Source organism: Pseudomonas tolaasii NCPPB 2192, from assembly GCF_002813445.1.
GTDB lineage: Bacteria > Pseudomonadota > Gammaproteobacteria > Pseudomonadales > Pseudomonadaceae > Aquipseudomonas > Aquipseudomonas tolaasii.
This window is the reverse complement of sequence record NZ_PHHD01000001.1, coordinates 5,013,926-5,039,608: the sequence shown is the minus strand read 5'-3', so window position 1 is coordinate 5,039,608 and position 25,683 is coordinate 5,013,926. Positions and strand designations below refer to the sequence as shown.

16 protein-coding genes are annotated in these 25,683 nt (G+C 61.8%); 4 read left to right on the top strand and 12 right to left on the bottom strand.

Annotated features, from left to right (window positions below; genetic code table 11):
• Positions 1-128: 128 nt before the first annotated feature.
• The 4 genes from ATI14_RS23165 to ATI14_RS23150 all read right to left on the bottom strand — a co-directional run bounded on the left by ATI14_RS23165 (position 129) and on the right by ATI14_RS23150 (position 5,168).
• Positions 129-1,115 carry a nucleoside hydrolase gene (locus ATI14_RS23165; RefSeq protein WP_080520549.1) on the bottom strand — a complete coding sequence of 329 codons (987 nt, stop codon included), beginning with the start codon at positions 1,113-1,115 and terminating at the stop codon, positions 129-131.
• A 33-nt stretch (positions 1,116-1,148) separates the two neighbouring features.
• A complete protein-coding gene (locus ATI14_RS23160; protein WP_016973991.1) occupies positions 1,149-2,159 on the bottom strand; it encodes a LacI family DNA-binding transcriptional regulator in 1,011 nt (336 codons plus the stop codon).
• A 160-nt stretch (positions 2,160-2,319) separates the two neighbouring features.
• Entirely contained in the window at positions 2,320-3,648 is a 1,329-nt protein-coding gene (locus ATI14_RS23155; RefSeq protein WP_016973992.1) for an OprD family outer membrane porin, read from the bottom strand.
• 125 nt (positions 3,649-3,773) lie between these two features.
• Positions 3,774-5,168, bottom strand: a complete 1,395-nt coding sequence (locus tag ATI14_RS23150) for an MFS transporter (protein WP_016973993.1) — start codon at positions 5,166-5,168, stop codon at positions 3,774-3,776.
• Positions 5,169-5,583: 415 nt separating this feature from the next.
• Between ATI14_RS23150 and ATI14_RS23145 the strand changes: the two genes are divergently transcribed.
• The gene (locus ATI14_RS23145) at positions 5,584-6,390 is read left to right on the top strand and encodes an EAL domain-containing protein (protein WP_016973994.1); all 807 of its coding nucleotides are present in this window, start codon (positions 5,584-5,586) and stop codon (positions 6,388-6,390) included.
• Here ATI14_RS23145 and ATI14_RS23140 read toward each other — a convergent pair.
• The 3 genes from ATI14_RS23140 to ATI14_RS23130 are packed head-to-tail and all read right to left on the bottom strand — an operon-like array spanning position 6,370 to position 12,236.
• Positions 6,370-9,435 (bottom strand): efflux RND transporter permease subunit, encoded by a 3,066-nt coding sequence (locus ATI14_RS23140; protein ID WP_016973995.1) that lies wholly within the window; start codon positions 9,433-9,435, stop codon positions 6,370-6,372. The genes ATI14_RS23145 and ATI14_RS23140 overlap by 21 nt on opposite strands.
• A 9-nt stretch (positions 9,436-9,444) precedes the next feature.
• A complete protein-coding gene (locus ATI14_RS23135) occupies positions 9,445-10,614 on the bottom strand; it encodes an efflux RND transporter periplasmic adaptor subunit (RefSeq protein WP_016973996.1) in 1,170 nt (389 codons plus the stop codon).
• 23 nt (positions 10,615-10,637) lie between these two features.
• The gene (locus ATI14_RS23130) at positions 10,638-12,236 is read right to left on the bottom strand and encodes an efflux transporter outer membrane subunit (protein ID WP_016973997.1); all 1,599 of its coding nucleotides are present in this window, start codon (positions 12,234-12,236) and stop codon (positions 10,638-10,640) included.
• A gap of 316 nt (positions 12,237-12,552) precedes the next feature.
• On the opposite strand from ATI14_RS23130, the gene ATI14_RS23125 reads away from it, so the two are divergent.
• Positions 12,553-13,509: an ABC transporter substrate-binding protein gene (locus ATI14_RS23125; RefSeq protein WP_016973998.1), complete on the top strand. Its 957-nt coding sequence runs from the start codon at positions 12,553-12,555 to the stop codon at positions 13,507-13,509.
• A gap of 23 nt (positions 13,510-13,532) precedes the next feature.
• A complete protein-coding gene (locus ATI14_RS23120) occupies positions 13,533-14,861 on the top strand; it encodes an LLM class flavin-dependent oxidoreductase (RefSeq protein ID WP_016973999.1) in 1,329 nt (442 codons plus the stop codon).
• A 58-nt stretch (positions 14,862-14,919) separates the two neighbouring features.
• On the opposite strand, the gene ATI14_RS23115 is transcribed toward ATI14_RS23120, so the two are convergent.
• Entirely contained in the window at positions 14,920-20,376 is a 5,457-nt protein-coding gene (locus ATI14_RS23115; RefSeq protein ID WP_080520548.1) for a WGR domain-containing protein, read from the bottom strand.
• Positions 20,364-21,566, bottom strand: a complete 1,203-nt coding sequence (locus tag ATI14_RS23110; RefSeq protein ID WP_016974353.1) for a M48 family metalloprotease — start codon at positions 21,564-21,566, stop codon at positions 20,364-20,366. Before ATI14_RS23110 ends, ATI14_RS23115 begins: the two co-directional genes overlap by 13 nt.
• A gap of 252 nt (positions 21,567-21,818) precedes the next feature.
• Here ATI14_RS23110 and ATI14_RS23105 point away from each other — a divergent pair, with 252 nt between their 5' ends.
• Positions 21,819-22,751: a cupin domain-containing protein gene (locus ATI14_RS23105; protein WP_016974354.1), complete on the top strand. Its 933-nt coding sequence runs from the start codon at positions 21,819-21,821 to the stop codon at positions 22,749-22,751.
• Position 22,752: 1 nt separating this feature from the next.
• Here the strand turns inward: ATI14_RS23105 and ATI14_RS23100 are convergent, their stop codons facing one another.
• The 3 genes from ATI14_RS23100 to ATI14_RS23090 all read right to left on the bottom strand — a co-directional run bounded on the left by ATI14_RS23100 (position 22,753) and on the right by ATI14_RS23090 (position 25,482).
• Positions 22,753-23,658, bottom strand: coding sequence for a LysR family transcriptional regulator (locus tag ATI14_RS23100; RefSeq protein WP_016974355.1), 906 nt, complete (start codon positions 23,656-23,658; stop codon positions 22,753-22,755).
• Positions 23,659-23,721: 63 nt separating this feature from the next.
• Complete coding sequence (locus ATI14_RS23095; protein WP_016974356.1) at positions 23,722-24,852, bottom strand: alpha/beta fold hydrolase; 1,131 nt, start codon at positions 24,850-24,852, stop codon at positions 23,722-23,724.
• Positions 24,853-24,900: 48 nt separating this feature from the next.
• On the bottom strand, positions 24,901-25,482 hold the full coding sequence (locus ATI14_RS23090) for an HD domain-containing protein (protein WP_016974357.1): 582 nt from the start codon (positions 25,480-25,482) through the stop codon (positions 24,901-24,903).
• Positions 25,483-25,683 lie beyond the last annotated feature (201 nt).

The following is a 25,683-nucleotide window of genomic DNA, read 5'->3' as shown; positions in this document are numbered from 1 at the left end:
GCTCTGGTCATCGTCGAGTGACGATCAATGTCTATTCGTGGTGGCGCGAGATTACCATGCAGACGAACCGGAGATTATGACGTTTGAGCATGACGCATGCGCCAAACATATGGATCTTGTCATCACGGTTAGGGGGTGGACAGGCCAAGATGCCGCTCTATGAGTGCAAGCAAACGGTGGTTGTCCACGGTTTTCAGCACATTGACGGGTTTGCCGGCAGGCGCGGCGATGCCCACATCCAGGCGCAGCGCAAGCGAATGGCGCCAGGTTTTTCCACGCGTGCGGCCGGCACGCAACTCCACATCGACATGGTAGGGCGCGGCGCTAGCGAGGTCGGGGTCCAGTAACCAGGCGATCACCAGAGCGTCATGGATCCAGCAGCCGGGCAGGCCGCGTGTGGCCATCGAGTAATCGATCCACGGCCGGAAGGTTTCGCAGATAAATCCGGCGAGGGGTGTACCCAGCGAAGCGATACGGTCGAGGTCGGCGTGGGTCATCAGGGTTTGGGTGGTCACGTCCAGCGGCACCAGCGTGATGTTCGCGCCGCTGGTGAGCACCTGGTGGGCGGCTTCGGGATCGAAGCCGAAGTTGGTGTCCTTGATGTAGTCGTCAAGAGCAAACACGCCGCCCATGATGACGATCTGGCTGACGGCGGCGGCCATGTCCGGGTAGCGTTGCAACGCCATGGCGACATTGGTCAAGGGCCCGATGGCGACGAGGGTGATGTCGCCGGGGTTGGCGCAGATCAACTGGCCGATTGCGTCTGCCGCATGCAAGGCGGGTGGCTGAAAGACTTGCGGTGGGCGGACGTCTTGCCACAGATGCGCGAGATGGTGTTTGTGCACATTGTTGTCCAACACGTCGCGCCAGGGTGCGTCCGGTTCGTGCAGTGCCCGGGTGCTGCCTTGTACCACGGGAATCGCGCGGCCGACGCGGGCCATCAAGTCTTTGGCGACGTTGTAGCCCACGGCGCTCGGCGTGTTGCCTGCGACGGTGGTGACCAACTCAAGAGACAGTTCGGGTGCCGCCAAAGCGAGCGTCAGTGCCAGGCCGTCGTCAACATTTGCCCCTGCAATCCCGTTACCGGGGTCGCAATCAATGATTAAACGCTTCATTTCACCTTCTTGTTTTCAGGTTCGCGGTGTTTCTCAAGGCGTGCATCCGCAGGATTCACCCAGGACCAGGCGGTGGGAAAACTCCTGCAACTTCACTTCCCCATCCCAGGCGAGCAGCATCGAAATGGCTGCCTTGGCCATGTCGTTGACCGGCTGGCACACGGTGGTCAATGACGGCGTGCAAAACGCCGAAGCTTCAGTGCCGTTGAAGCACACCAGCGCGATGTCCTGGGGCACTTTGAGGTGATGTTCCGACAGCGCCCTGACGCAGCCGATGGCTTGTGCCTCGTTGGAGCAGAACACCGCGCGGGGAGGACGGCCGCTGGCCAACATCTGTTGAGTGGCTTCATAGCCGCCCTGGCGGGTGTAGCTGGCGGGGAAGATCCATTCGGGGTGCTCTTCAACGCCGGCACTGGCCAGCGCATCGCGCCAGCCGTTGAGACGGTCCTGGGCGTTGAGCATGTCCGGCTGGCCGCTGATGATGCCGACGTCGCGGTAGCCATGGCTGAGCAGGTGGGTAGTGACTTGTCGGGCGGCCGCACGCTCGTCCACGCGCAGCATATTGACGCGCAGTTCGGGGTCGACGCGGTCGAGCATCACAAACGGCGTGCCGCTGGCCTGAATCAGGTCGATGTGCGGGTGGCGGTCGACGCTGGTGTAGAACAGGCCGTCGACGCGTTGGCTGAGCAGGCTGTTGATCAGGCTCAGTTCACGGGTGCGGCAGTCGCCGGAATCGCCCAGCAGGATCACCAGCCCGTTATCCAGCGCCTCTTGTTGCAAGGCGTGGGCAAAGGAGGCGATGAAGGTATTGGAGATGTTCGGCACGATCAGCCCGTAGGTTTTGGTTTTGCCGGAGGCCAACGCCTGGGCCACGCCGTTGGGGCGGTAGCCGGTGGTTTTGATGGCGTCGAGTACGCGTTGCCGGGTGGCTTTGGCCACGGGCCGTGGGCCGTTGTTGATCACATAGCTGACCACCGCTACCGAGGTGCCGGCTTCACGGGCGACGTCATCGCGCGTGGCGCGACTGGTGTGTTGTCGGGTCAAGGCAACCTTCCGAAAATAAGGACAGTGGCCAGAGGTCTACCCGCGTAGACCCAGGCACTAAAAAAATAGAAAAGGCAGGGCAGGCGAAGGGCGCAGCCAGCTTTTCATAAACGACATTATCCCTGCGGTTTTATTGCAGTTTGATGACCTGCAGAGGTTTTCAGAAGATCGCGTAGGTGTAGCTGAATATCACCCGCGCCTGGTCAACCGCGCCGACGTTGGGAATGCCACTGCGAAAGCTGCCTTCACGCAGCGACGCGCCCAAGCCTTTGAGGGCACCGCTTTGCACCACGTAGTCGATACGCGCATCACGCTCCCATTCCGAATAGCGCTCGCCGCCGGCGGAGCGAATGTTGTCGCCATGCAAATACAAAACCGACGTCGTCAGGCCAGGAATGCCCAGCGCCGCGAAATCGTAGGAATATTGACCGAAGTTGGTGTTTTCACCGGCGCGGATGAAGGAGTTGTCCATCACATCGGTGATCAAATACACACTGGCGCCGCCGTTGCCTTCGTTATTGCCGGCGCCGCCCAGCACGTTGCCCTGGTTGAGGTACACCACGCCGCCGGAGTCGGACACTTGTTGGCGACCCAGCATGAACGCGTGGCCACCCAGGGAGTAAGTGAACGCGGCGCTCCAGGTGGTGTTGTCGACTTCGCCGGGTTTACTCGCGTAGCCGCCGTTGTTGTTGAACATGTAGCCGGGCTGGCCGTTTTTGCCTTGAGAGGTGCTGTTGAAGTAGCGCAGGTCGGTTTTGAAACGCGAGTTTCCGTCAAGCTGGGTGGTGTTCAGCAAGCCGAGAAAGGTCTGGTTGTAATAGTCGCTGAGGTTGGCGCGGTACAGCTGCACGGTGGTGTCTTTGTTGAGCTTCCAGTCGGCGCCGGCGTAGGTGAATTTGCTGCCTTCGGTGCCGCCTGCGACCGCGAGCTGAGTGGAGTTGGACGAGGCACGACCGGTGGATCGGCCGAGCTGCCCGGCGTTGATCGTCAGGTTGTCGATTTCTTTGGAGGTCATGGTCACGCCTTCAAAGGTTTGCGGCAGCAAACGGCCGTCGTTGGCCACCAGAATCGGCAAGTTGGGAGAGAGTGCACCACCGGCGTGGAATTCAGTTTTGGACAGCCGCACCTTGGCATTGCCGGCCAGGCGGCTCCAGTTGTCGACCGGGCTGCCGTCCGAGCTCACCGGGGCAAGGGAGTTCTGCGTCGTGGCATTGGGGTGTTGGGTGCCGCCCGACAGGTTGAACGCCTGCATCGCCTGCAGATCAAGGCCAAAACCCACGGTGCCCTGGGTAAAGCCTGACAGGTAGTCGAGCTTGAACCCCTGGGTCAGTTCGTTTTGATCGACGCCGGGTGTGTTCGGGTTATCGCTGCGCAAGTAAAACGTACGCGCGCTGATGGCCGCGCTGCTGTCATCGATAAAACCGGCGGCCAGCGCTTGTTGGGCGAGTGCGCTGGCGGTGATGGCCAGTGCGAAGGTGGATCTTTTCATGACGACGCTCCTGTTAGTGTGCCGTTTTTCAGGCATGGCTATGCGCGGCTGTGGTGTCACAGTCGTGCGGGTTGACGCCTTCTCTGAGGCGTTGCGGTGCTGGGTACTACGAAAGGGAAGCGGTGCTAGATCGCGTCTTCCACGGCATTGAGGTCACGACCGCGGGTTTCCGGGGCGATGAAAGTGGTGAAGAAACCGATGCCGGCCATCGCGGCAAAGTAGGTTGCGATCGGCCACCAATGGCCGCTCCACGACAACAGCGCCGCCGCAATCAACGGTGCGGTACCGCCGGAGAGAATCGAGCCGAGTTCCTTGGCCATCGCCAGTTTGGTGTAGCGGTTTTTTACACCAAACAGCTCGACGCCCCAGGCGGCTTGCACACCGAAAATGCCCAGGGACGCCAGGCCCATGCCGATCACCATGGTGGAGGTCACAATCAGCGGGTCGCGCGAGTCCAGCAACATGAACGCCGGGAACGCGTAGAGCATCAGCAACAGGCAAAACCAGCGGTACACCACGCGACGGCCGAAACGGTCGGAGAGCCAGCCGGCCAGCGGAATGATCAGGAAACCCAGGATCGAGGCAATTAACACGGCCTGGGTGGCGACCGACTTGTTGACGGTGAGCACTTTCACCACGTAGCCGACGATAAAGCCCTGCGCCAGGTAGGACGGGCCGTTTTCACCGATGCGCAAACCCACCATGGTCAGGAACGCGCGGCTGCCTTTCCAGAACCCGGCAGGCGGGGCATGCAGGGGCAGGGCGGCCCTGCCGTTGTCCCGTTGCGCCTGAAGCTCGGCCTTGCGTTGCTCGAACACCGGGGTTTCACGCAGGTTGCGTCGCAGCCACAATGCCGCCAGCGCGATGAGCGAGCTGCACAGGAAGGGAATTCGCCAGCCCCAGTCCTGCAAGGCTTGTTGATCCATTTGAATGACCGCCAGCCATACCAGTGACGCCAGCAAAGTGCCGCTGTTGGAACCCAGCGCAATCACCGAAGACACCAGCCCCCGGCGCTTGGCCGGTGCAAACTCGCCGAGCATCACGGTGCCCGCCGCCAGTTCGGCACCCGCGCCAAAGCCCTGGGTAAAGCGCAGCAAGACCAGGCAAATCGGCGCCCAGATGCCGATGGATGCATAACCGGGGATCAAGCCGATCAAGGTGGTGGAGGCGCCCATCAGTACCACGGTGGACACCATCACCACCTTGCGCCCCTTGCGATCACCCAGCCAACCGAAGAACAACGCGCCGATCGGGCGGGCGACGAAGCCCACCGACCAGGTGGCGAAGGTCGACAACAAGGCCATGGCCGGTGTGACATTGGGGAAAAACACGTCACCGAAGATCAACCCGGCGGCCAGGCCGTACAGGGCAAAGTCGGCATATTCCATGGCGGTGCCCAGCCAGCAGGCGAGCGTGGCGCGGTACATCTCGCGGCGCCCGCGCGGCGTGTTCAAACTTTCGTCTGCCGCGCCACGGCCTGCAAAGGCAGCGGGGTGGGGGATACGTTCAAGCGTGGACATCAAAAACTCCCGATCTGTGGAGGTGCCGTACGCCACTCGATCCCCTTGTTCTACAGCGATCTACGCGCGTAGATTCCAATCCCTGAAAATCGGCCCGAAGATGAACCTCAAAGGCCGATGCTGACAATCGATGGCGCACTGTTTGTATGTAGGCGTGGGTGGAGACCTGCATGGCGGGTCTCCGGCCGGGATTTTAGGCAGGCTTTTGTTTCGGGCGAATGACAGCCGCGCTGAATGATCCGCGCGGTATCAATCGCCACATGAGTGGTGTGATTTCAAAAGTGCGATGAAGGCTTGTGTAGGACGATTCCCTAGAAACTTCAGAAAAGGCATCGCAGAATTACAGTTCTGTCTGACTGAGCGGCTTGTGAGAAACCCCCGACACTGGCGCCCCGTTTCAGTCGGAAAATGCGCCATGAGTTCTCCTGCCATTGCCCTGTCGGCCAGCGAATTCGAGGTCAGAAAAGCCTTGGTCGAGGGTCAGATACAGCCGTTTTTCCAGCCCAAGTTCAACTTGTGCAGCGATGCCGTGGAGGGGGTTGAGGTGCTGGCGCGCTGGGCTCACCCGCAGTATGGCGTGCTGACGCCCAAGGCTTTCATGGCCGCCGTTGGGCAACACGGGTTGCTGGATGAGTTGTTCTTCCATCAGTTGCACCACGGCCTGGCGCTGCAAAAGAAACTCCGGGGCAGGGGCCACACCGTGTCGTTTGCCTACAACCTTGAAGTGGAGCAGTTGGGTAGCCCTGGCTTCATCCGTCGGGTGGTATCGGCCCTGAGCAACCAGGGTTCGCCTGCGTCGGGCGTCACGTTTGAACTCACTGAACGCGGCGCCATTGAAACAGGATCAATCGAGCAGGAAACGTTGATGGATTTGAAGGCGCTGGGGTGCCGGTTGTCCATCGATGACTTCGGTACCGGTTTTTCGAACCTGCAACGCTTGCTCCAAGGGCCTTTCAGTGAAATCAAACTGGATTCGTGCCTGGTCAGTGGCGTGGTTGATGACACACGCTGCAAAACCCTTGTTGCGGCTGTCATTCAAGTGGCGCACGCGCTGGGCATCAGCACAGTGCTCGAAGGTATCGAGACCGAAGCCCAGCGCCAGGCCTTGATCGAGCTGGGCGGCACTGTTGGCCAGGGCTACCTGCACGCAAGGCCCATGAGCACTGGCGATTTGCTTGACTGGCTGGGCACCGCGCGCCGCTCAAGGGCTGGCGGACGGTAGTTCATCTTTGAGCGGATCGTTTTCCTGAGGGTGGGTCGCGCCAATAAACAGGTACATCGCCGGTACCATAAACAGGGTCAGCAACGTACCAATCGACAGCCCGGCAAAAATCACCAGCCCCATGTCATGGCGTCCGGCAGCGCCGGCCCCTGACGCCCATACAAGCGGCACCACGCCCAGCACCATGGCCGCCGTGGTCATCAGGATCGGGCGCAAGCGAACCGCCGCCGCCTCTTCAATCGCCTCGCGCTTGCCATGCCCTGCGCGCTGCAGCTCGTTGGCAAACTGCACGATCAGAATCCCGTGTTTAGTGATCAACCCCAGCAGCGTCACCAACCCCACCTGCGTGTACACGTTGATCGAGGCGTAGCCCATGGTGATAAACGCCAGTGCGCCGAACAGCGCCGGCGGCACCGAAAACAGGATAACCACCGGGTCGCGGAAGCTTTCGAACTGGAAGGCCAGGGCCAGATAGACAATCAGGATCGAGAACAGCAGCAACCCCACAAACCCGCCGGATTCCTGAATGAACTGGCGTGATTCCCCGGCGAAATCCGAGGTGTAGCCCGAGGGCGCGACGTTGTTCAGAATCGTGTTGAGCCTGGCCAGCAACTCGCCCTGCGCCACCCCGCTGACGCCGGACAGGGTCGCCGAGTTGAGTTGCTGAAAGTGGTTGATCGACTCTGGCTGCGTTGAAGTCTCGATATGCGCCACGGTACGCGCCGGAATCATCGCCCCGGACGGCGTGCGGATGTAGTAATCGAGGATCTGTTCCGGGTTGAGCCGGTCCACCTGCAGCACCTGGGGAATGACTTTGTACGAGCGGCCGGCGGTGGAAAAGTAGTTCACGTAGTTGCCACCCAGCGCAGCCGACAACGCCGCACCCACGTCAGCCTGAGTCATACCGAGGGCGGCGATTTTTTCCCGGTCCACCACCAGCCGGGCCTGAGGTTTGTCCAGCTTCAGGTCCATGTCGGCAAACCAGAACAGCTGCTGTTTCTGCGCCTCGGCCATGACCGCCTGGGCGACTTCATTAAGGTTTTCCACCGTGTCGGTGGTGGTGATCACGAATTGCACCGGCAAGCCCTGTGCACCCGGCAGCGACGGCAACGGGAACGCGGCAATGGTCGCGCCCGGCACCTGATTCCATTTCTGCTGCAAATCCAGAATCAGCTGAGCCTGGGAGCGCGTGCGGTCGTCCCAGGTTTTCAGCAGCACGCCGCCCAGGCCCTGATTCAGGATCGGCAACCCGGTAAGCTGGAACATCTGCGCGTATTCCGCTTCCTTGTTGGCGATCTGGAAGGCCTGGTCGGCAATCCGCTCCATTTGTTGCGGCGAGGCGGTGGGCGGGCCTTTGATCTGCATGAACACCAGGCCCTGGTCTTCGGTGGGCGACAGCTCGCTTTTGGCTGTCATGCCACTGGCAGCCACCAGCAGGAACAGCACGAACCCAAAGGTCACCAGCACCGGCCAGATGTCCAGCCCGCCGGATAACACGCGGTGGTAGCGCTTGCGCAGCCAGTCGAAGTATTGATCGAGTTTGCGTGCGAAGCGGCCTTCTTCCTGGCCGGATTTGAACAACCGTGAGGTCATCATGGGCGACAGGGTCAATGCAATCACCGCCGACACCGTCACCGCGCCGGCCAGCGAGAAACAGAACTCCTTGAACAGCGCGCCGGTCAGGCCGCTGCGCAGGCCGATGGGCACATAAGCGGCAATCAGCACCACGGTCATCGCCAGGATCGGCCCGCCCAGTTCCCGCGCCGCCACCAGCGCGGCTTCCAGCACGCCTTTGCCTTCCTCCTTGATATGCCGGTCGACGTTTTCCACCACAATGATCGCGTCGTCCACCACCAGCCCGATGGCCAGCACCAGTGCGAGCAACGTCAGCAGGTTGATGGAGTAGCCCAGCAAGTACATGACGAAGAAAGTGCCGACCAGCGACAGCGGGATCGCCACCAGCGGCACGATCACCGCGCGGAACGAGCCGAGGAACAGATAAATCACCACCGACACAATGATCATGGCCTCGACCAGCGTTTTCACCACCTCATAGATCGAGGTGTTAATGAACGCGGTGGAGTCATACACGATATCGCCGCGCACGCCGCTGGGCAGTTGGGACTGCAACTCGGGGAAGGCCTCGCGCACGCTGTCCGCGACGGTGAGGATATTCGCCGTGGGCGCGACCTTGATGCCGATGAACACCGAGCGCTTGCCGGAAAACGCCACGCTGCTGTCGTAGCTTTCGGCGCCGAGGGTCACATTGGCCACGTCTTCGAGGTACACCAGCGCGTCGTCTTTCTGTTTGATGACCAGGCGTTTGAACTCGTCCACCGTGTGCAGATCAGTGCCTGCGGTCAGGTCGACCGTCACGGTTTGGCCACGGGTCGAACCGACGGCCGACAGATAGTTGTTATTGGCCAGCGCCGTGGCCACGTCCTGCGCCGTGACGTTGTGCGCCGCCAGCTTGTCCGGGTCCAGCCAGGCACGCAGGGCGAACTGGCGCCCGCCGAGGATTTCGGCGGTTTGCACGCCTTGCAGCGAATCCAGCTTGGGCTTGACCACGCGCACCAGGTAGTCGGTGATGTTGTTGGTGGGCAGGGTGTCGCTGTAGAAACCCAGGTACATGGCGTCGGTGGTCTGGCCGACGGCAATGGTCAGTACCGGCTCCTGGGATTGCGCCGGCAGTTGGTTCTTCACCGAGTTCACCTGGGTATTGATCTCGGTCAGCGCCTTGCTCGCGTCGTAATTGAGGCGCAGCGTGGCGGTAATCGTCGACACGCCGGTGATGCTGGTCGAAGACAGGTAATCGATGCCCTGGGCCTGGGCGATTGCCGACTCAAGCGGCTGGGTGATAAACCCGGCGACGGTGGACGCATCCGCGCCGTAATAGGCGGTGGTGATGGTGACCACGGTATTTTCGGTGCGCGGCCACTGGTTCACCGGCAATTCGAAGATCGAGCGCAGCCCCAGAATCAGGATGAACAGCGAGACGACAATCGCCCAGACCGGCCGCTGGATAAAGGTATCGGTAAGCTTCATGGGCCACCCTTAATGTTCTTGCGGCGTCGGGGCGGGGTCGTTCAGCGGCGCGGCGCTGTTGTCGATTTTCACCGGCGAGCCATTTTTGAGCTTCATCTGGCCGCTGGTAATCAACAGGTCGCCTTCTTTCACGCCGTCAACAATGGCCACCTGGTCGCCACGGGTAGGGCCGGTCTTGATGAAGGTCTGCTGCGCCGTGAGCACTTCCTCGCCCTTGTCGTTTTTGCTCGATGTGGCGATAAACACCGTGGTGCCGTAGGGGTTGTAGGTGACCGCCGTTTGCGGAACCGTGAGGTAGCGTTGCGGGCTGCCGGCACTCACCACCGCGCGGGCAAACATGCCGGGCACCAGGGTTTGCTTGGGGTTTTCGACGGTGGCTTCGACGGTGACGTTGCGCGTGGTGGCGTCGAACTGGGTATCGACGGTGCTGATGCGGCCCTTGAAGGTTTGATGGGACAGGCCGTCAGCTGTCACCGCGACGGTCTGGCCGATGGCGATGGCTTCCAGTTGGGTTTGCGGCACGCTGAAGTCGATGTAGATCGGGTCGAAGGTTTGCAAGGTGGCGATTTTGTCGCCGGGGTTGAGGTATTGGCCCGGGTTGACGCCGGTAATGCCGATGCGCCCGGCAAATGGCGCGCGAATCGATTTTTTCTCCACCAGCGCGCGTTGCTGCTCGGCGGCGGCGAGTTTGGCCTTGAGGTCGGCGGTGTCGGTATCGACCTGTGCCTGGGACACGGCATTGACCGCAAACTGTGCCTTGTCACGCTTGAGCACAATGGCGGCCAGGTCTGCCGTGGCTTCCAGCGAATGCAGTTGGGCGATGTCCGAGTCGGCATTCAGTTGCACGAGGAGCGCCTGGGCGGCCACTTCCTGCCCGGGCTTGAACCCGATCGTGCGCACGATGCCGCCCACTTCCGTGGTCACGTCCACGCCCCTGACCGCTTTCATCGACCCCACCGCGGAGACATTGGGCTGCCAATCCGCATACGGCACGTGCAAGGCCGTGACCACGGCAGCAGGCAGCGGCATTTTTGATTGGGCGATCAGCGCCGAAATCTGCACGAACTTAACCCCGGCGATGATCGCAACGATCACCAGCACCACCACGACCATGATGAGCATGGGCCGCCACAGCCGGCGCTTGCGCGGAGCACTCTGTTCAGTCTTGACGTCAGCCATGCTGTTCTCGCTGTTTCAATGGGTCAGTTCAGTCGCGTCGCCTGTTTGGGCGGCATGATTTCTTGCCACGACGGCAAGCCGAAGCGGTCCGGCGCACCTCTGGTGGCGGGGTCTACGTCCGCGCGGTTCCACCAGCCGCCACCCAAGGCCTGGAACAGCGCCGTGGTGTCGCTGTAGCGCGCGGCCTGCGCCCTGACCCGCGTGACCACGGTGTTCTGGTAGGTTTGCTGGGCGGTGAGCAGGTTGATGTACGCCACGGCCCCGAGCTTGAACTGCGCCTGCACCAGGTCCAGGCTGGCTTGCGCCGAGCGCTCGGCCACGACTTGCTGGTTGAGCGCATCGGCATCGGCTTGCAGCGCTCGCAGCGCGTTGGCGACGTCCTGAAACGCCGTGATCACCGTGCCGCGATACAGCGCCGCCGATTGGTCGTAGGCCGCCACGGCCGCACGTTTGCGATGCTCCAAGGCGCCGGCGTCAAAAATCGGCTGTGCGATGGCCCCGGCGAGGCTCCAAACCCCGGTGCCGGCAGAAAACAGGCGGGTGCCGCTTAACGCCGTGGAACCCAGTGACCCGGTAATGCTGAACTGAGGCAACTGATTGGCGACCGCCACACCTATATTGGCGCTCGCCTGGTGCAATTGGGCTTGCGCCGAACGCACATCCGGCCGCTGCCCGACCAACGCGGAAGGCAGGCTGACCGGCAGTTCTTCCGGCAGGTGCAGGGACGCCAGACTGAACGCTTCGCCCCGGTCCTGATTGGGAAAGCGCCCCAGGTAGGCCATCAATTGGTTGCGGGTCTGCGCCAGCTGTTTTTGCAGCGGCGGCAGGCTGGCACGGGTTTGCGCCAGTGCGGTCTGCTGGGTCAGCACGTCGGTGTCGGCGATGGCGCCCAACCGCCGCTGCGCTTGCAGCAAATCGAGCTGGCCGCTCTGCAGGCGGATGATTTCCTCGGTGGCGGCGATTTGATCGCGCACGGAGGCCAGGCTGATCGCGGTGTTGACCACGTTGGCGGTCAGGGTGAGGTAAGTCGCCTCCAGTTGAAACCGTTCGTACTCGGCTTGTTGCGTGGAGGATTCGATCTGCCGGCGCGTGCCACCGAACACGTCCGGGGCGTACGAAACGCTCAGTGATGCGGAACTGACGGTGAGAATCGGCGATGACGGCAGGCCGGTCTGCGCCCCGGATATTTTCTCGCGGGTTTTCGAAGCATTGGCGTTCACCGACGGGAACAACGAAGCCTGATCGGCGTAAACCAGCTCATTGGCCTGACGCAATGCGGCTTGAGCGGCGGTGACGTCGGGGTTGGCGCGCAAGGCCTCTTCGACCAGCGCGTTCAGTGGGGGCGAGCGGAACAGCGTCCACCATTGCCCCGGAATGTCCATGCCGGCCACCAGGCGTTGTGCCGCGCCGCCGGCGGGAATATCGGCGCTGGCAGTTTTGGTCAGGCTTTCTTTTGTGTAATCGGTATGCGTCGGCGCGTCTGGGCGCACAAAATCCGGCCCCACGGTGCACCCGGCCAGCGCGATGTACAGCCAGCCCAGGCGCGCAAGCGCTCGAAGAGGGGTAGGGGTGTGGACCACCCGATCGGGCGTTGAAGCACGCTGGCGAGACTGCTCTTTCATATTGCCCCTGATTCATCAGCGGGTTAACGGCATTTCGTGTGGAGCCATACGCGCGGGTGCCAACGCCCGGGCCGCTTTGGCGGCGGGGTTCAAATCAGTGTAGGTGGTGCTTGCAAGCGCGCAATGTACGCCGTGGTGCCGGAATAGGACGGTCAGTCAGTAAAAATGCATGGCGCGCATTATTGAAGAATTACGATATGCATTTTAGGTATTTTACTTGTGACAGCTCGGCCTTCATCGTGGCCAACCTGAGAAAATGCCGAGACCGCGCGTGCGGATCGACTTGCAATGCTTGAGAAGGCATCTGGAGACGAACGTGCGTTACCTGACAAAACTGGCGGCCGGTGTGGCCGCCACCGTGCTGAGCCTGGCCGTGCACGCGCAAACCCTGGTGGTGGGCGACCAAAGCTATAACGCCCAGGCCGTGATGGAAGCTGCCGGCGTATTGAACGATCTGCCCTACACGCTGGAATGGAAGCAATTCACTGCCGGCTCCCCGGTGGCTGAGGCACTCAACGTCAACAGCCTGGATATCGGCCTGCTCGGCGATGCGCCGGTGCTGTTTCTCGGCGCATTGGGCGCGCCGATCAAGGTGATTGCCATCAGCCGGCAAAACCTTGAGGGCGTGGCGATTCTGGTCAGCAAAGACTCGCCTATTCACAGCCTTGCAGACCTGAAGGGCAAACGTGCCGCCATCTGGAAGGGCTCGTGGAGCCAGCAATTGCTGCTCACTGCGCTGGATAAAGCCGGCGTCCCCAAGGATTCGCTGGAGCTGCGTTACCTCAGCGCGCTTGACGCTTCCCATGCATTGGAAGGCGGCTCGGTTGACGTAATCGCCACTTGGGAACCTTACGTGACGCAACAGGAACGCCAGGGCGCACGCGTGCTGGCGACAGCTGAAGGGCTGATCCCGGCCCAGAGCTTCGTGGCGGCCAGCAATACAGCGGTCGAGACCAAGCGCGCGCAGATCAGCGACTTCCTCCAGCGCCTGAAAAAAGCCCGTGACTGGACACGCCAAAGCCCGGCCAACACGGATGCCTACGCCGATGCGTGGGCCAAACGCACCCGCGCCGACGCCGGTATCGCCCGCGCCTGGTTTGCCCGGGCGCGCGCCACGGTTGAGCCGGTGACGGACCAATCGCCGCTGGAGGCGCAGAAGACCGTGGACTTTTTCGCCAGCCAGGGGCTGGTCAAGTCTTACCGCGCCGCCACGCTGTTTGATCCTTCATTCGCGGCGTCCTTGCAACCTGCCGTCGCCAAAAACCAGCCCTGAACGCGCCAAGGAACCCTATAGACATGACCCAAAGACAGCTCAAACTCGGCGCCCTGACCATGGGCTGCGGCGGCCCGGGTCGCCATAACCTGTGGCTCGACCCTGAATTGCCGGCCGACGCCAGCGTCAATGTGGACTGGTACATCGACATTGCACGCCAGGCCGAAGCGGCGCTGTTCGACCTGATATTTATCGTCGACAGCCAGTTCATCACGCCGGGTTCGCCTTCCCACTATCTGAACCGGCTGGAGCCGTTGACGCTGCTCTCGGCGCTGGCCGTGAGCACGCGGCATCTGGGGCTGGTCGGCACGCTGACCACTTCCTACAACTCGCCTTACAACGTAGCCCGCCGCCTGGCCTCACTCGACCTGATCAGCAAGGGCCGCGCCGGCTGGAACGTGGTCACCAGCGGCGACGCCGGCACGGCCGGCAATTACAGCCGCGATGAGCATTACGACTACGACACTCGCTATGGCCGCGCAGCCGAGCACGTCGAGGTGGTGCAAGGGCTGTGGCATTCCTACGAGGATGACGCCTTCGTGCGCGACCGCGCCACGGGCGAGTTTCTTGACCCGAGCAAGCTGCACAGCCTGAATCACAAGGGCGAGCATTTTTCGGTGGTCGGCCCGCTGAATATCCAGCGCTCGCCCCAGGGCCAGCCAGTGATCTTCCAGGCCGGTGACTCGGAGCAAGGCCGTGACCTGGGCGCCGCCACCGCAGACGTCATCTTCACCCACGCGGCGAGCATCGAGCAGGGCCAGGCGTTCTACCGCGATATAAAGGGCAGGGCCGCGCAACATGGCCGCAACCCGGAGCAACTGCTGGTGATGCCCGGTGCGGAAATCTACGTGGGCGACACCGACGAGCACGCCCGCGAAATCGAGCAGCATTACCACCAGGCCGACCATAGTTTTGAGCTGGCGCTGAAGGAATTCGGGCGCAATTTCGGTTGGCATGATTTCAGCCAGTACGACCTCGACGCGCCGTTTCCGCAGCAGAGCCTGGAAGCCGCGCGCAGCAGCTTTTTCACCAATGCCAAGCGCATTGCCGATCAGGCGCGGGACAAAGGATTTACTTTGCGCCAAGCGGTGGAGTTTGGACGCCAGTTAAGGCCGGGGGCATTTGTCGGTACGGCCGACACGGTGGCACAGAAAATGGCCGATTGGTTCGAGGCGCGGGCGGTGGACGGCTTCAATATCTACATCGGGCATCCGAGCCAGTTCAAGCGGTTTACCCAGGAAGTCATTCCGTTGTTGCAAGAGCGTGGCGTGTACCGCACGCGCTATGAAGGCACCACGTTGCGCGAGAGTCTGGGGTTGGATATTCCGAAGTTTGAGCGGCAAGGGCGATGAATCAAACGCCTGCCCTGATGGTTGTTGGCATCAGGGCAGGCAAGCGGGCGCAGCCTACTCAATCGGCTTGGCGTTGCCCCGTTTGTTCTTGATACCCCTTGCGAACTTTCTCCGCGATCAGTTTTTCCGCTTCACGCGCAGCCCGTTCGGGGCTTTCCAGGGCCTTGATCAGGGTCTGGCCTTTGGTACCGATGCGGCCGAAGTTCACCACCACCTCCGCGTCGGTGACCGCGATTCGCCAGAACTTGTTGGAGTTGCCTTCACCAAACGTGAACTCGCGCATCGCAAGCGTTGCTTCGGACGTTGGCGGCGGTGCGTCTTCAACCGGTTCCGGCTCCACTGCCGGCTCGGGCTCTGGCAGCACGGCGGTTTCCTCACCCCTTAGCAGCGCTTCGATGCGATTGAGCACATCTTGCGGTGCGCGCAGCCAGTCATGGCTGAGCACGTCGATGATTTTCCAGCCGAAGCTGCGCAGCACCGTCGGACGGAAGATATAGCGCTCACGCACGTCCGTGGCGATGGCGGCGTCACCGTCCAGCAAGATGCCGAGGTTGAAGTAGTCGCCGCTGGCATCGCTGATCGCCAGGTCGCAGCGGAACTGCGAGCGGCCGACGTATTCCTGCACCGTATGCCCGCGCTTGCGCAACTCGGCAGCCAGGGCGCTGCGCAGGCTGTCTTTGGGCAGGCTGACGGCAAAGGATTGCTTGGCGCCAGGGTTGAGGTTGGCGAGGATGCCCTGGGAGCGGGGCGCGTCGCCACCGGCGCTGGCCTGGGCGAATTGCAGGAACGCGCGCAGTGCGGCGGCGCCGTCGTTGTGGGTGTTGGTGATGGCTTCGGCTTCGATGCTGGAGACGATCGCCATGCGCTTGCGCGCGCGACTGAAGATCACGTTCAGGCGTTTTTCCCCGCCACGCTGGTTGATCGGGCCGAAGTTCATCAGCATTTTGCCGTTCGGGCCTGGGGCATAGCAGATGCTGAGGATGATCACGTCGCGCTCATCCCCCTGGACGTTTTCCAGGTTCTTCACGAACAGGCCGTTGAACTGCCCGGCATCTTCACGCACGTATTCGCGCTCAAGGCGAGTGGCAAACGCCGAATCACTGGCGGCCAGGTCTTCGAGAGCCTGCTCGATGGCACCCTGCTGGGCTTCGGAGAACGCCACGATGCCCAGGCTCAGCCCGGTCTCACGCTGCAGCAGTTCACGTATCAGTTGAGCGATGTAGCGCGCTTCGGCCAGGTTGCTGCGCGCCAGGTAGACGCCGTCGCTCATTTTCAGAAAGCTGATCGGGCTGTCGAGCAGCGTGTCGGCGCCTTGTGTCACCGCCTGGGCATCTGCAGAGTTCAGGGGCTCTTGAGCCGGCGCGGGGCGCTCGATCCGACGGTCTGGGATCGTGATCAAGCGGCCTTCGTAGAACGCCGCATTGGAGAAGCTGATCAACGCTTCATGGCGACTGCGGTAGTGCCAGGCCAACAGGGTCGCGGGCAGGTTGCGCGCAGCCTGGCTGAGCAGGCTGTCGGCATCGAGGTTGATCGCAATCTGTTCGCCGTCTTCCATGGCAATCAGTTCGTTATCTTCCTGGTCGCCTGCGCTGGAGAAGAAGTTGGTCGGCGGCAGTTGCATCTCGTCGCCCACCACGATGACCTGCTGCGCGCGGCTCAGGGCCGGTACGGCTTCTTCGCTGGGGATCTGGCTGGCCTCGTCGAAAATCACGACGTCGAACAGGTCCGGGGTCAGTGGCAGGGTGTCCGACACCGACAGCGGGCTCATCAGCCAGATGGGCTTGAGGTCGTTGATCACCCGGCCGCTGTCGCCACTGGCCATTTCCCGGATGGAGCGATAACGCATGGTCTTGCCCAGTTCATGTTCCAGCTCGCGGCGGCCCTTGGCGTAGGCTTTCTTGAACTCCCGGGCCTGGGCGTCCAGTTGGGTCACCGACATCGCCGATTGCTTCACGTGTTCCTGAAAGCGCTGATGCAGGGTGGCGCTGAGAACATGGGCGTTGTGTTTGAGCAGGCTGCTTTCTGCCGCGCTGACCTGATGAGCGGCCAGGCTCAGGGCCACGCCGTCGAAGCGCGCCAGTGGCGGGTTGGCGCGATACAGCCGAGTGAGGTTTTCCTGGGCGATCAGCCCTTCCAGCGCACGTTGGGGCAGCGCGTGCTGCTGCACGGCCAGCAAACAGGCGGGGTCGGCGTGATGAAGTTCATTGAGCAGGGGCAGGGTGTCCGGCAACTCGTCGAGTTCTTCACGCAGGTCGCGCAGGTACTCGGCCAACTGCCCCAGGCTCAGTGTCGGCTCGAACACACAACACTGAGCGACTTGCTCGGCCAGGCGTGCAACCGGCTGGCGCAGGCTGGCTTCGCGACGCACGCCGGGCAGTGCGTCCGGGTTGCCGCGCAGACCTTCGACCCATTGGCGCAGCAACGGTGAGGTGCCAAGTTGCTGCAGCAGGGCTTGCAGGTGTTGCACGAACAGGCCGATATCCTGGGTGCCGTAACGGGCTTGCAGGCGTTGCTGCTCGGCCTGCAGCGCGGCAGTGGCGGTATGTTCACGGGCCAGGTTGTCGAGCACGCTGAGGTAGCTGGGGCGAATGGCATGCTGGCTGAAGTCGTAGCGCCGCTGCAGTTCGCCACGCAGTCGCCACCAGGCGGGTTGCAACCAACGCAACGGCGAGCTTTCCAGGCGTTGCGCCAAGCCTTGTGCGGCCTGGGTGTCTTGAAGGCCAAGTTTGTTGCGCCAATGGCGGGTGGTTTCGCTGGCGCTATGCTGCTGCACGGCCAGCGCCTGCAGCGCAGCTTGTTCGGTGTGCAGCGCCTGGGAACCTGCAGAACCGGGCTCCAACAGGTCGAGGTGTTCTGCCAGATTGGCGCTGCTCAGTTCTTCGGCGGCCTGGGTCAACAGGCGCGCATCGGCCAGGCGGGTGTCAGTGGACAGCAGGCCTGACTCCGACTCCAGCAGCGCCTCGACACGGTCCATCAACCCACCGGCCTCATCCACAAAGGCCTTGAGCTGGCCATAGGCGTGTTCGTGGGTGATGAGGCTCGAGGCGAGATGGCTGAAAGGGTGACGCGCAAAGCTGTCGAGGCCGAAACGCTCGTTGACTGCCTGATACAGGCGCTGGGTCAGGTCGGTTTGCGCTTGCCAATGGCGCCATTCGGGCAGGCGTTCCAAAGCTTCGGGCGGCAGCGTGGCGGCCACCGCCGGGAGTTCGACAAGATGGCGCACCAGTTCGCGTACCGAGCAGGCCAAGGTGTCCGGCACACCGGCCATGGCTTGCTCAAAGTGTTCGATCAGGCCCAGTTGCTGGCCCAGGGTTGCCAGTGTGGCGCTGCGTCGGGTTTGCAATCGGGTCGATTGTGCATCGTCGGCGATCCAGCGTTCGTAACACTCACGCAGGTCTGCGACAAACGCTTTCTTGTCGGTCTGGGAGTCGTGGATCAGGCAGCACAAATCGCCCAGCTCACTCTGTTGCAGCCGGTGAAATACCACGTCCAGCGCGGCGCGCTTTTCGCATACAAACAGCACGCGCAGACCACGGGCGGCATAGTCCGCAATCAGGTTGGTGATGGTCTGGGATTTGCCGGTACCGGGCGGCCCCTGGATGATGAAGTTGCGCCCGGTGCGCGCCAGGCTCACGGCAGCATTTTGCGTCGCGTCGCCGGCGACCACGTTCCACTGTTGCGGCAGCGGAATCGGGTCCGGAGCCTGCACTTCGACGTCCCGCGGTTCGATGGAGAACATCCGGTCGAACGCTTCGTTTTGTGCCGGTTCGTCGATTAACTGTGCGTAGTCACGTACCAGCGACATCTTGCGGTAGTTGAAGTTGGCCAGGGTGACCTGGGTCAGGTCGATGTCCCAGGCATAGCGATGCCCCTGGTTCTCGGGCAAGGCATAGGTGCTGTTTTCGGCACTGCGGGCGACCATTTGCGGGTGTTGATCGCGCAGCGAAGGTTTGGCGCCGACCGCCAGTCGCAGCGGCAGCGCGCTGGGGAGAACCTTTTGCTGGAACAACTGCAGGCCCAGTGGACGGTAATCTTCGCGGTCGTAACTGAAGTCCGGCCTCACCAATGGCGAGGCCGAGCGCTGGCGCGCACGCCGGCGCTGAAAATGGTGCAGGTGCTGCACCGCTTTTTGATGGATCAGTTCGATTTGCGGTTTGCTTTGCAGGCGCAGTTCAACGCCGGGCTCGGTCAGTTTGATCTGGCGTGCAATATCAGCGTGGATGTCTTCCAGCGAGACCTTTTGCAGGTCGACGGTTTCCGGCAATTGAATATCGTAAAGCTGGCGCAGTTGATGGCGCAGCACCGGGTTGAATTCGGCCTCGGTTTCGTCGCACTGCAACATGAATTGGTCGCGTACACCCTTTTTACGGCTCAACTCAACCGGCAGCCACAGCAGCGGGGTGGCGATGCGCTCTTCAGGCGTGTCTTTCAGGTTGTGCCAGCGCATGAAGGCCACGACCAGCCGCAGATTGCTGAAGCCGAACTCGGCGCGGTCGCGACGGGTTTCCTGGATGATGCGTTCCAGTGATGCCTGCAGCCAGGTCTGGTCTTCAAACCTTAGCCATTGCTGCAACCCCACGGGCTTGCCGCTGAGGACCTGCTCGGAAAAACCGCCGAACGTCGGCTGCCAGGTGCACAGGGCTTCAGGGCGGATGCTTTCGACGCGCATCACCAACGGCACGCTGGCAACGGTCAGGTTGACGTTAGCCTGGGTCGGGCGGAAATACAGCAGACGATTACGCCGTGACAAGTCGAACAACCGGTTACGCAGGTGTTCCAGCACCACGGTACGTCGCGAAGCCGGGCCTTCGGCCTGGGCCAGCACGCGCTCGACGTCCAGGCTGGCCGGTTGCTCACGCCAGGATTCCAGGCGCCGCGCGAGTGAGCCGACGTCAGTAGCGCGCTCATGGCGGTTGAGCTCGGTCATCTCCACGATCAGGTTGGCCAGCACCGGGTTGAGCCGGCCATTGAGCTGGAACAGGTTGCGCCGGTGTCGGGCAAACGCCTTGAGGTCATTGATATCGGCAAAATCCAGCCCGCACGCCAGGCAGGCCAGCAACTGGCCAAGCTGGAAAATATCGGTGATTTCGTCGTGATGCCCCAGCGCGTGCTCCCAGCTGTGCAACTCCGTCAGGAATACCGGGTGGTCGATGGCCTGCTGCCGATCTTCCTGGACTTGCAGGTCGGTAATCGCTACACCCGTTTCCGAGTCCCGAGTCAGCCGCACCGTGCCAACGATATTCAGCGCCGACTCCGGGTTGGGCTGAACGCGCTTGATCGCTTCCAGCGCCAGGCGCGGCGTAACCCCGTCGGGGTGGCGTAATTGCAGGGTGCGCTCCGGTCCCTGGAGAACGTCGAGGTAGCTGATCTGAGCGACAAGCCCGCGCTCATGCAACTGCGCCACCTGACGCAGCAGCGGCAGCGCGAGGAACAACACGTCATCAATGGGTACGGCAGCGCCATCGTGGCTGTGCAGTAACTGAGTGAACGTGACGGGTTGGGTTATTGGGTCCATGTGTCGACCTCCGCTTTGAGCGCGCGAACGAGCGGGTCGAGCTCACGTTTGGGTAGTTTGATGTCGCGTTTGAGTACGCTGATAAAATCGTCGGCGCTGCCGAGCTTTCTCGCCATTCGCGCAGCATGCAGCAAGGCTTCATCACGCACGTCGCGATCCACCAGGGACAGATCGAGCATGATGAAGTGCAGGTATTCGTGAATGCTTGCGTCGATACGCTCGGCATTCAGCGTGCCCAGCTCCAGCGGCGTTTCGTTGCCCTGCCAGTCTGGGAAGAAGCCGCGCACCTGATTGAGGACCGCTTCGGACTTCAAGATATCGGTGTCGATAAAGCTGGCCATAAAGCCGCGGGTGAGGGCGGTCAGCTCCACTTGGTCCGTCACATCCAGGCGACTGAGCGACAACGGGCCGCGCAACCGCTTGTGCAGCCACGCATCCGTCTGCGGCAGTTGCTGCCACCAGCTGTCAACTGCCTGGGAGCGTAGAAACGTCTCGGGATGGGACACGCCCTGGGACAGTTGTGCGTTCTCGACGTCCAGCTCGCGGGCCTGCTGCAGATAATTGCCCGCGTCGACACTGACGATTCCGGTGTGAACCTTGACCAGCGAGGTGATCGACGCTTCAGGGCCGCCCGCCACCAGAGCAGCGCCGCGATCGGCATAAATTTCGGTGTGCAGGCTGTAGAGACGCGCGGTCTGCTCCAGGCTTGGCGGCGTATTCATGTCGGCCATGGCGTGGTTGAGAATACGTTCGGCCGTGAGGTAGTCGCCTTCGTGCTCCGACCACAAGCGGTAATGGGCCAGTTCGTGCCCCAGTAACGCCAGCAACTCCTGACTGTCGAGCCGTTCAAGGATCGGCCCGTAAAACACCACATGCACTTCACCAGCGAGGTAATAGAGGCTCGCATTCATCGCGCCGTCTGCGGCCTGATAAAGCGTGGCGGGTGCCCGAATCTGCAAGCGCTGCAAGGCCGTTTCACACGCCTGATAGGCTTGCGGGTGAGTCTCGGGGCTGAGGCGATAGGTGTCCCTGAGCAATTGCGCCCGAACATCCTGGGCGTGTTCTTGCTGAACCCCCAGGGATGAGGCCCAACTCCACACGGCAGGCTCATTGGCTTTGAGGTGATTGACCACCTGCTGGTGGTAGGGCAGTGGCGTCAGGCTGCTGATATCCAGCACGGGGGTACTCATGTTCAAACGTCCTTGAGGATACGGCTCCTGGGCGGCAGGGGCTCGGGCTGGCATCCCGGTGTCAGTGGTCGGTAGTGAACGCGGAGCATACCTAGGCGGCGGGGAAATTACTTGTGAAAGTGCGCTTCCCCGTTTCGCATAACTGCTGTGCAGGCCAGGGGCTTAATCCACTCACGCTGGCTGCCTATAGTCGACTCACAGTGCGGCGCTCAAGGGCGTTGCGCCATCCTCCCAAAGACTGAGGCAAGCCTGATGAACCGTGAATTCAACGCAGCACCGACCGACATCCTCCAATTAGACGCCGAGTATTTCGAATACAGCAAAGCAGCCAACCCCATCAGCGCGAACCTGATCTCGCGCATTCCTTATCACAGCTTCCCGGCCTCGCTGTACAGCAGCGGGCCTTCGCGCCTCGTGCCGCTGGATCTCAGCGACGCCCTGGGGTGTGAAGGGCCGGCGACCGGGCCGGGGCTGTGCGCGAACTTCATGCGCCTGAATGCGGGCGACACCCTCAGCCTGCAACCCAATGCCACGTCTCAAGTGTTCTACGTGATCGCCGGGGAGGGCGCGGTGGTTCAGGGCGAGCAGGAGATTCAATGGTCGAGGGGCTGTTTTATCGCGCTGCCGGGTTTGCAGGCGGCCCACTTCGAGGCCACGCAGGATGCGCGTCTTTACTATGTGCACGATGAGCCGCTGCTGCGATATCTGGGGGTGAAACCCGATGCCGACCGTTTTACCGCGACGCTTTACCCGGCGGAGCTTGCCAATTCAAAGCTGCGTGAGGCCGCCGATGATCCCCGCGCGCAAGACCGCAGTCGCATCAGCATCCTGCTGGGCAATCGCAACTTCCCGCAGACGCGCACCGTGACCCATGTGTTGTGGGCCATGTACGGGATATTGCCGGCGGGGTCGGTGCAGAAACCCCACCGGCATCAGTCGATCGCGCTGGATTTCATCATTGACTGCCCGGCGGGATGTTACTCACTGGTTGGCACGGAGCTGGACGCGGACGGGCAAATACGCAACCCGGTGCGGGTGGACTGGGCGCCCGGCCTGGCCTTCGTGACGCCGCCAGGGTATTGGCATGCGCACTTCAATGAATCGGACACCGAGGCATTCCTGATTCCGATCCAGGATGCCGGGCTGCAGACTTACCTGCGCTCACTGGATATTCGCTTCAGTTGATTCATTTCCAGCCAGGCGCCTCGCCCAGGCGTTCAACGATAAAGTCGATAAAACAGCGGACTTTGGACGACACAATGCGCTTGGGCGGGTAGACGAACCACACGGCAAACGCCCGCTCCGCGCTGTGGATGCGCCATTGCGGCAGCCAGACCACAAGGTCGCCGGCGTCGATACTGCGCGCCACCAGCCAATCCGGCAGCAACGCGAAGCCCAACCCCTGGCGCGCCGCGATCAACTGCGCGTCGAGGTCATTGATGCGGATGCAGCTGCCGTGTGCCTGCGGGTACACATGATCGGCGGATACGAAGGTCATGTCGCCAGTGCCTTGCGTACCGAGTATCGCTGGCAAGGCGGCCAGGTCTTGCGGTGAAGTCGGCGCCGGGTGCACGGTGCAAAATGCCGGGCTGACGACCAGGCGGTATTGGCTGTCGCAGAGCTTGCGTGCCTTTAAAGTGGAGTCGGCCAGTGTGCCAATGCGGATGGCCAGATCGACGCCGGCGTGGATGAGGTTGACCTGGTTGTTGTCCAGCACCAGTTCGACGCTGATTTGCGGGTAGCGCAGCAGAAAGTCGTTCAAGGCCGGGAGAATATGGTGGCGGGCAAAGGCGGGCGGCAGGTTGAGTTTCAGCACTCCGCGGGGGTGCTGGTTCAGCGCTGAGGTGGCTGCCTTGGCTTGCTCAAGCTCGTCCAGCACGCGGCGGGCGTGTATCAGGAACGTCTGGCCGCCTTCAGTCAGGTGCAGCGTGCGGGTGGAACGGTTGAACAGCGCAATGCCCAGGTCTTGCTCCAGGTCTTTCACGTAGCGTGAAACCGTGGACGCCTTGATGCCGAGCCGCTCGGCGGCGCGGGAGAAGTTATTGCCTTCGGCGGCCTCGACGAACGCGGTGAGGGCGGTGAAGTAATCCAAATGCAGTCTCCGTAGCCGAGCCAATGTTGGGTTGACGAGCGCGTCCGCAGCGTCGCGGCTTGCTCACGGGCTGCGAACCTTTCCCTTGAAAAACTTCAGGATGTGCCGCACGACCTCAGACGCTTTTTCTTGCTGAACCCAGTGACCGGCGCCGCAAATGGATTCGACACGCGGCATCGCCGAACACGCCGAGTCTTGCATTTTTTGCAGCGCGCCGGGAAGTTGAAAGGCCCCCCAGTCTTTCTCCCCGTAAATAAAGCATGAGGGCACATCTATCGTTCGCCCGGCAAACAGGCTCAGTTCACGTGCGTGATCGGCGAGGACGCTGCAGCGATACCAGTTCAAGCCGCCCTGAAACCCGGTTCGTTGAAACTCCCGGGCAAAGAAGTTCAGGTCTTCGGCTGACAGCCATTCACAATCAGCGGTGGGCGCGTAAGGCCTGACGGCCTCGGGCATGCTTTCCTGCAGCCCCATGATGTAGTACGACGGCATCCTGGCCAGTTCGTCGGGCGTCCACGCGCTCAACGCAGAGGGGGCGTTCCCCGGCCAGTCGCCACTTTTGACATGAAAATACGCGCGAAGGAAGGCGGGCAACCCTTCGGGGGCATTGACCAGGTCACCGTTGGCCTCGCGTGTGCAAAAGTAGTGTTGATAGTGTTTTTTGGGGGGCGAGAGGGCGGCAAGACGTTCAGCCATGACGGGTTCATCGACCGGGCCACTCACCAGCGGTGGCGGCCCATCGAATGGGGCACTCATCAACACGACCGAATGGAAAATATCGGGGCGCACCAGCGCACAGTACGCCGCCACGGGCGAACCGAAATCGTGGCCGACAACGGCCGCGATCGAGCGCCGGCCAAGGGCATTCACCAGGGCCATCACGTCCCGGACCAGGTTCAAGAGGTAGAAGGATCGCAGGTCGGCGTCATAAGACGTGCTCCATCCCGTGGTACGTCCATAGCCCCTCTGGTCGGGTGCAATGACGTGGAAGCCCTGTTCGGACAAGCCAATTAGGACATTGCGCCAGCTGTAGGCAAGCTCCGGAAAACCATGCAGCAGCACGATGCAAGGGCGATCAGGCGCCGAAAACCCCGCCTCGAGGACATGCATCGTTAAGCCGTTGACGCCTTCGATGTATCGGGCGCGAATGCCTGGCGGCAATGGGATTTCTTCCTGCACACCCACATGAGTCATGACACGCAATCTCCTGAACCAGGGCGCGTTCCTGCGCGGGAACGAACGCTATGCAAAGGCTTTTACACCACCAAAAGACGGGCGCCCGAAAATCCGCCGCACCATGGGCTCGAAGTGTTCCAGCGGTAATGTGTCGTAGTCGGGGTCGAAGGCGGTTTGATCCCAACGCTCGCAAAACCTGGCCGTGCGCTCGAAGGCAGGGTGGTCCCGGTACTTGTCCCGCTCGTTCCGGTCGCGCCCGATGTGGTGGAAATAGTAGTACCCCTGAAAAATCGCGTGTTTGCACAGCATCCAGTGGTTCTCGGGTGAGATATAGGGTTTGAGAATGGCGGCGACCAACTCGCCGTGGTTATAAGGCGCGATGTCATCACCAATGTCATGCAGCAGTACACAGACCACGGTTTCCTCATCGGCACCGTCGCGAAACGCCCGGGTTGCCGCTTGCAGGGAGTGCTCATAACGGTCCACCGGGAAGCCGAGGGTGCTGCCCTTGAGTGTTTGCAGGTTATTCAGCACCCGGTCTGCCAGGCCGCGTTCATACGCGTCGCACAGTTTCTCGATCCTGTGCCAATCCTGTGCAGTCGATTCGGCAAAAGAAGTGAAGGTGGGTAGGGATTGATTGCGCTGCATGTTGAAAGTGGCTCGCTGTGGGTTGTGAGGACGCGTTTGGGGTCACTGGCGCGAACGTTTGTATAACGTCTGCTAATCCATCAAGGACGGGAACCCTGCCTGATGGTTGTTTTCAGGCGGGTTGCATTGAGTTAGTTTCAAGCTCATGCACCGCGGCTGACAAACAACCAATTTTCATTCGATGCATCATCTGACCTTATT

What these genes read in the sequence shown, in the direction of transcription:
- ATI14_RS23165 (WP_080520549.1), bottom strand. Translation starts at nt 1,115, where the DNA reads ATGAAGCGTTTAATCATTGATTGCGACCCCGGTAACGGGATTGCAGGG.
- ATI14_RS23155 (WP_016973992.1), bottom strand. Translation starts at nt 3,648, where the DNA reads ATGAAAAGATCCACCTTCGCACTGGCCATCACCGCCAGCGCACTCGCC.
- ATI14_RS23150 (WP_016973993.1), bottom strand. Translation starts at nt 5,168, where the DNA reads ATGTCCACGCTTGAACGTATCCCCCACCCCGCTGCCTTTGCAGGCCGT.
- ATI14_RS23145 (WP_016973994.1), top strand. Translation starts at nt 5,584, where the DNA reads ATGAGTTCTCCTGCCATTGCCCTGTCGGCCAGCGAATTCGAGGTCAGA.
- ATI14_RS23140 (WP_016973995.1), bottom strand. Translation starts at nt 9,435, where the DNA reads ATGAAGCTTACCGATACCTTTATCCAGCGGCCGGTCTGGGCGATTGTC.
- ATI14_RS23135 (WP_016973996.1), bottom strand. Translation starts at nt 10,614, where the DNA reads ATGGCTGACGTCAAGACTGAACAGAGTGCTCCGCGCAAGCGCCGGCTG.
- ATI14_RS23130 (WP_016973997.1), bottom strand. Translation starts at nt 12,236, where the DNA reads ATGAAAGAGCAGTCTCGCCAGCGTGCTTCAACGCCCGATCGGGTGGTC.
- ATI14_RS23120 (WP_016973999.1), top strand. Translation starts at nt 13,533, where the DNA reads ATGACCCAAAGACAGCTCAAACTCGGCGCCCTGACCATGGGCTGCGGC.
- ATI14_RS23115 (WP_080520548.1), bottom strand. Translation starts at nt 20,376, where the DNA reads ATGGACCCAATAACCCAACCCGTCACGTTCACTCAGTTACTGCACAGC.
- ATI14_RS23110 (WP_016974353.1), bottom strand. Translation starts at nt 21,566, where the DNA reads ATGAGTACCCCCGTGCTGGATATCAGCAGCCTGACGCCACTGCCCTAC.
- ATI14_RS23105 (WP_016974354.1), top strand. Translation starts at nt 21,819, where the DNA reads ATGAACCGTGAATTCAACGCAGCACCGACCGACATCCTCCAATTAGAC.
- ATI14_RS23095 (WP_016974356.1), bottom strand. Translation starts at nt 24,852, where the DNA reads ATGACTCATGTGGGTGTGCAGGAAGAAATCCCATTGCCGCCAGGCATT.
- ATI14_RS23090 (WP_016974357.1), bottom strand. Translation starts at nt 25,482, where the DNA reads ATGCAGCGCAATCAATCCCTACCCACCTTCACTTCTTTTGCCGAATCG.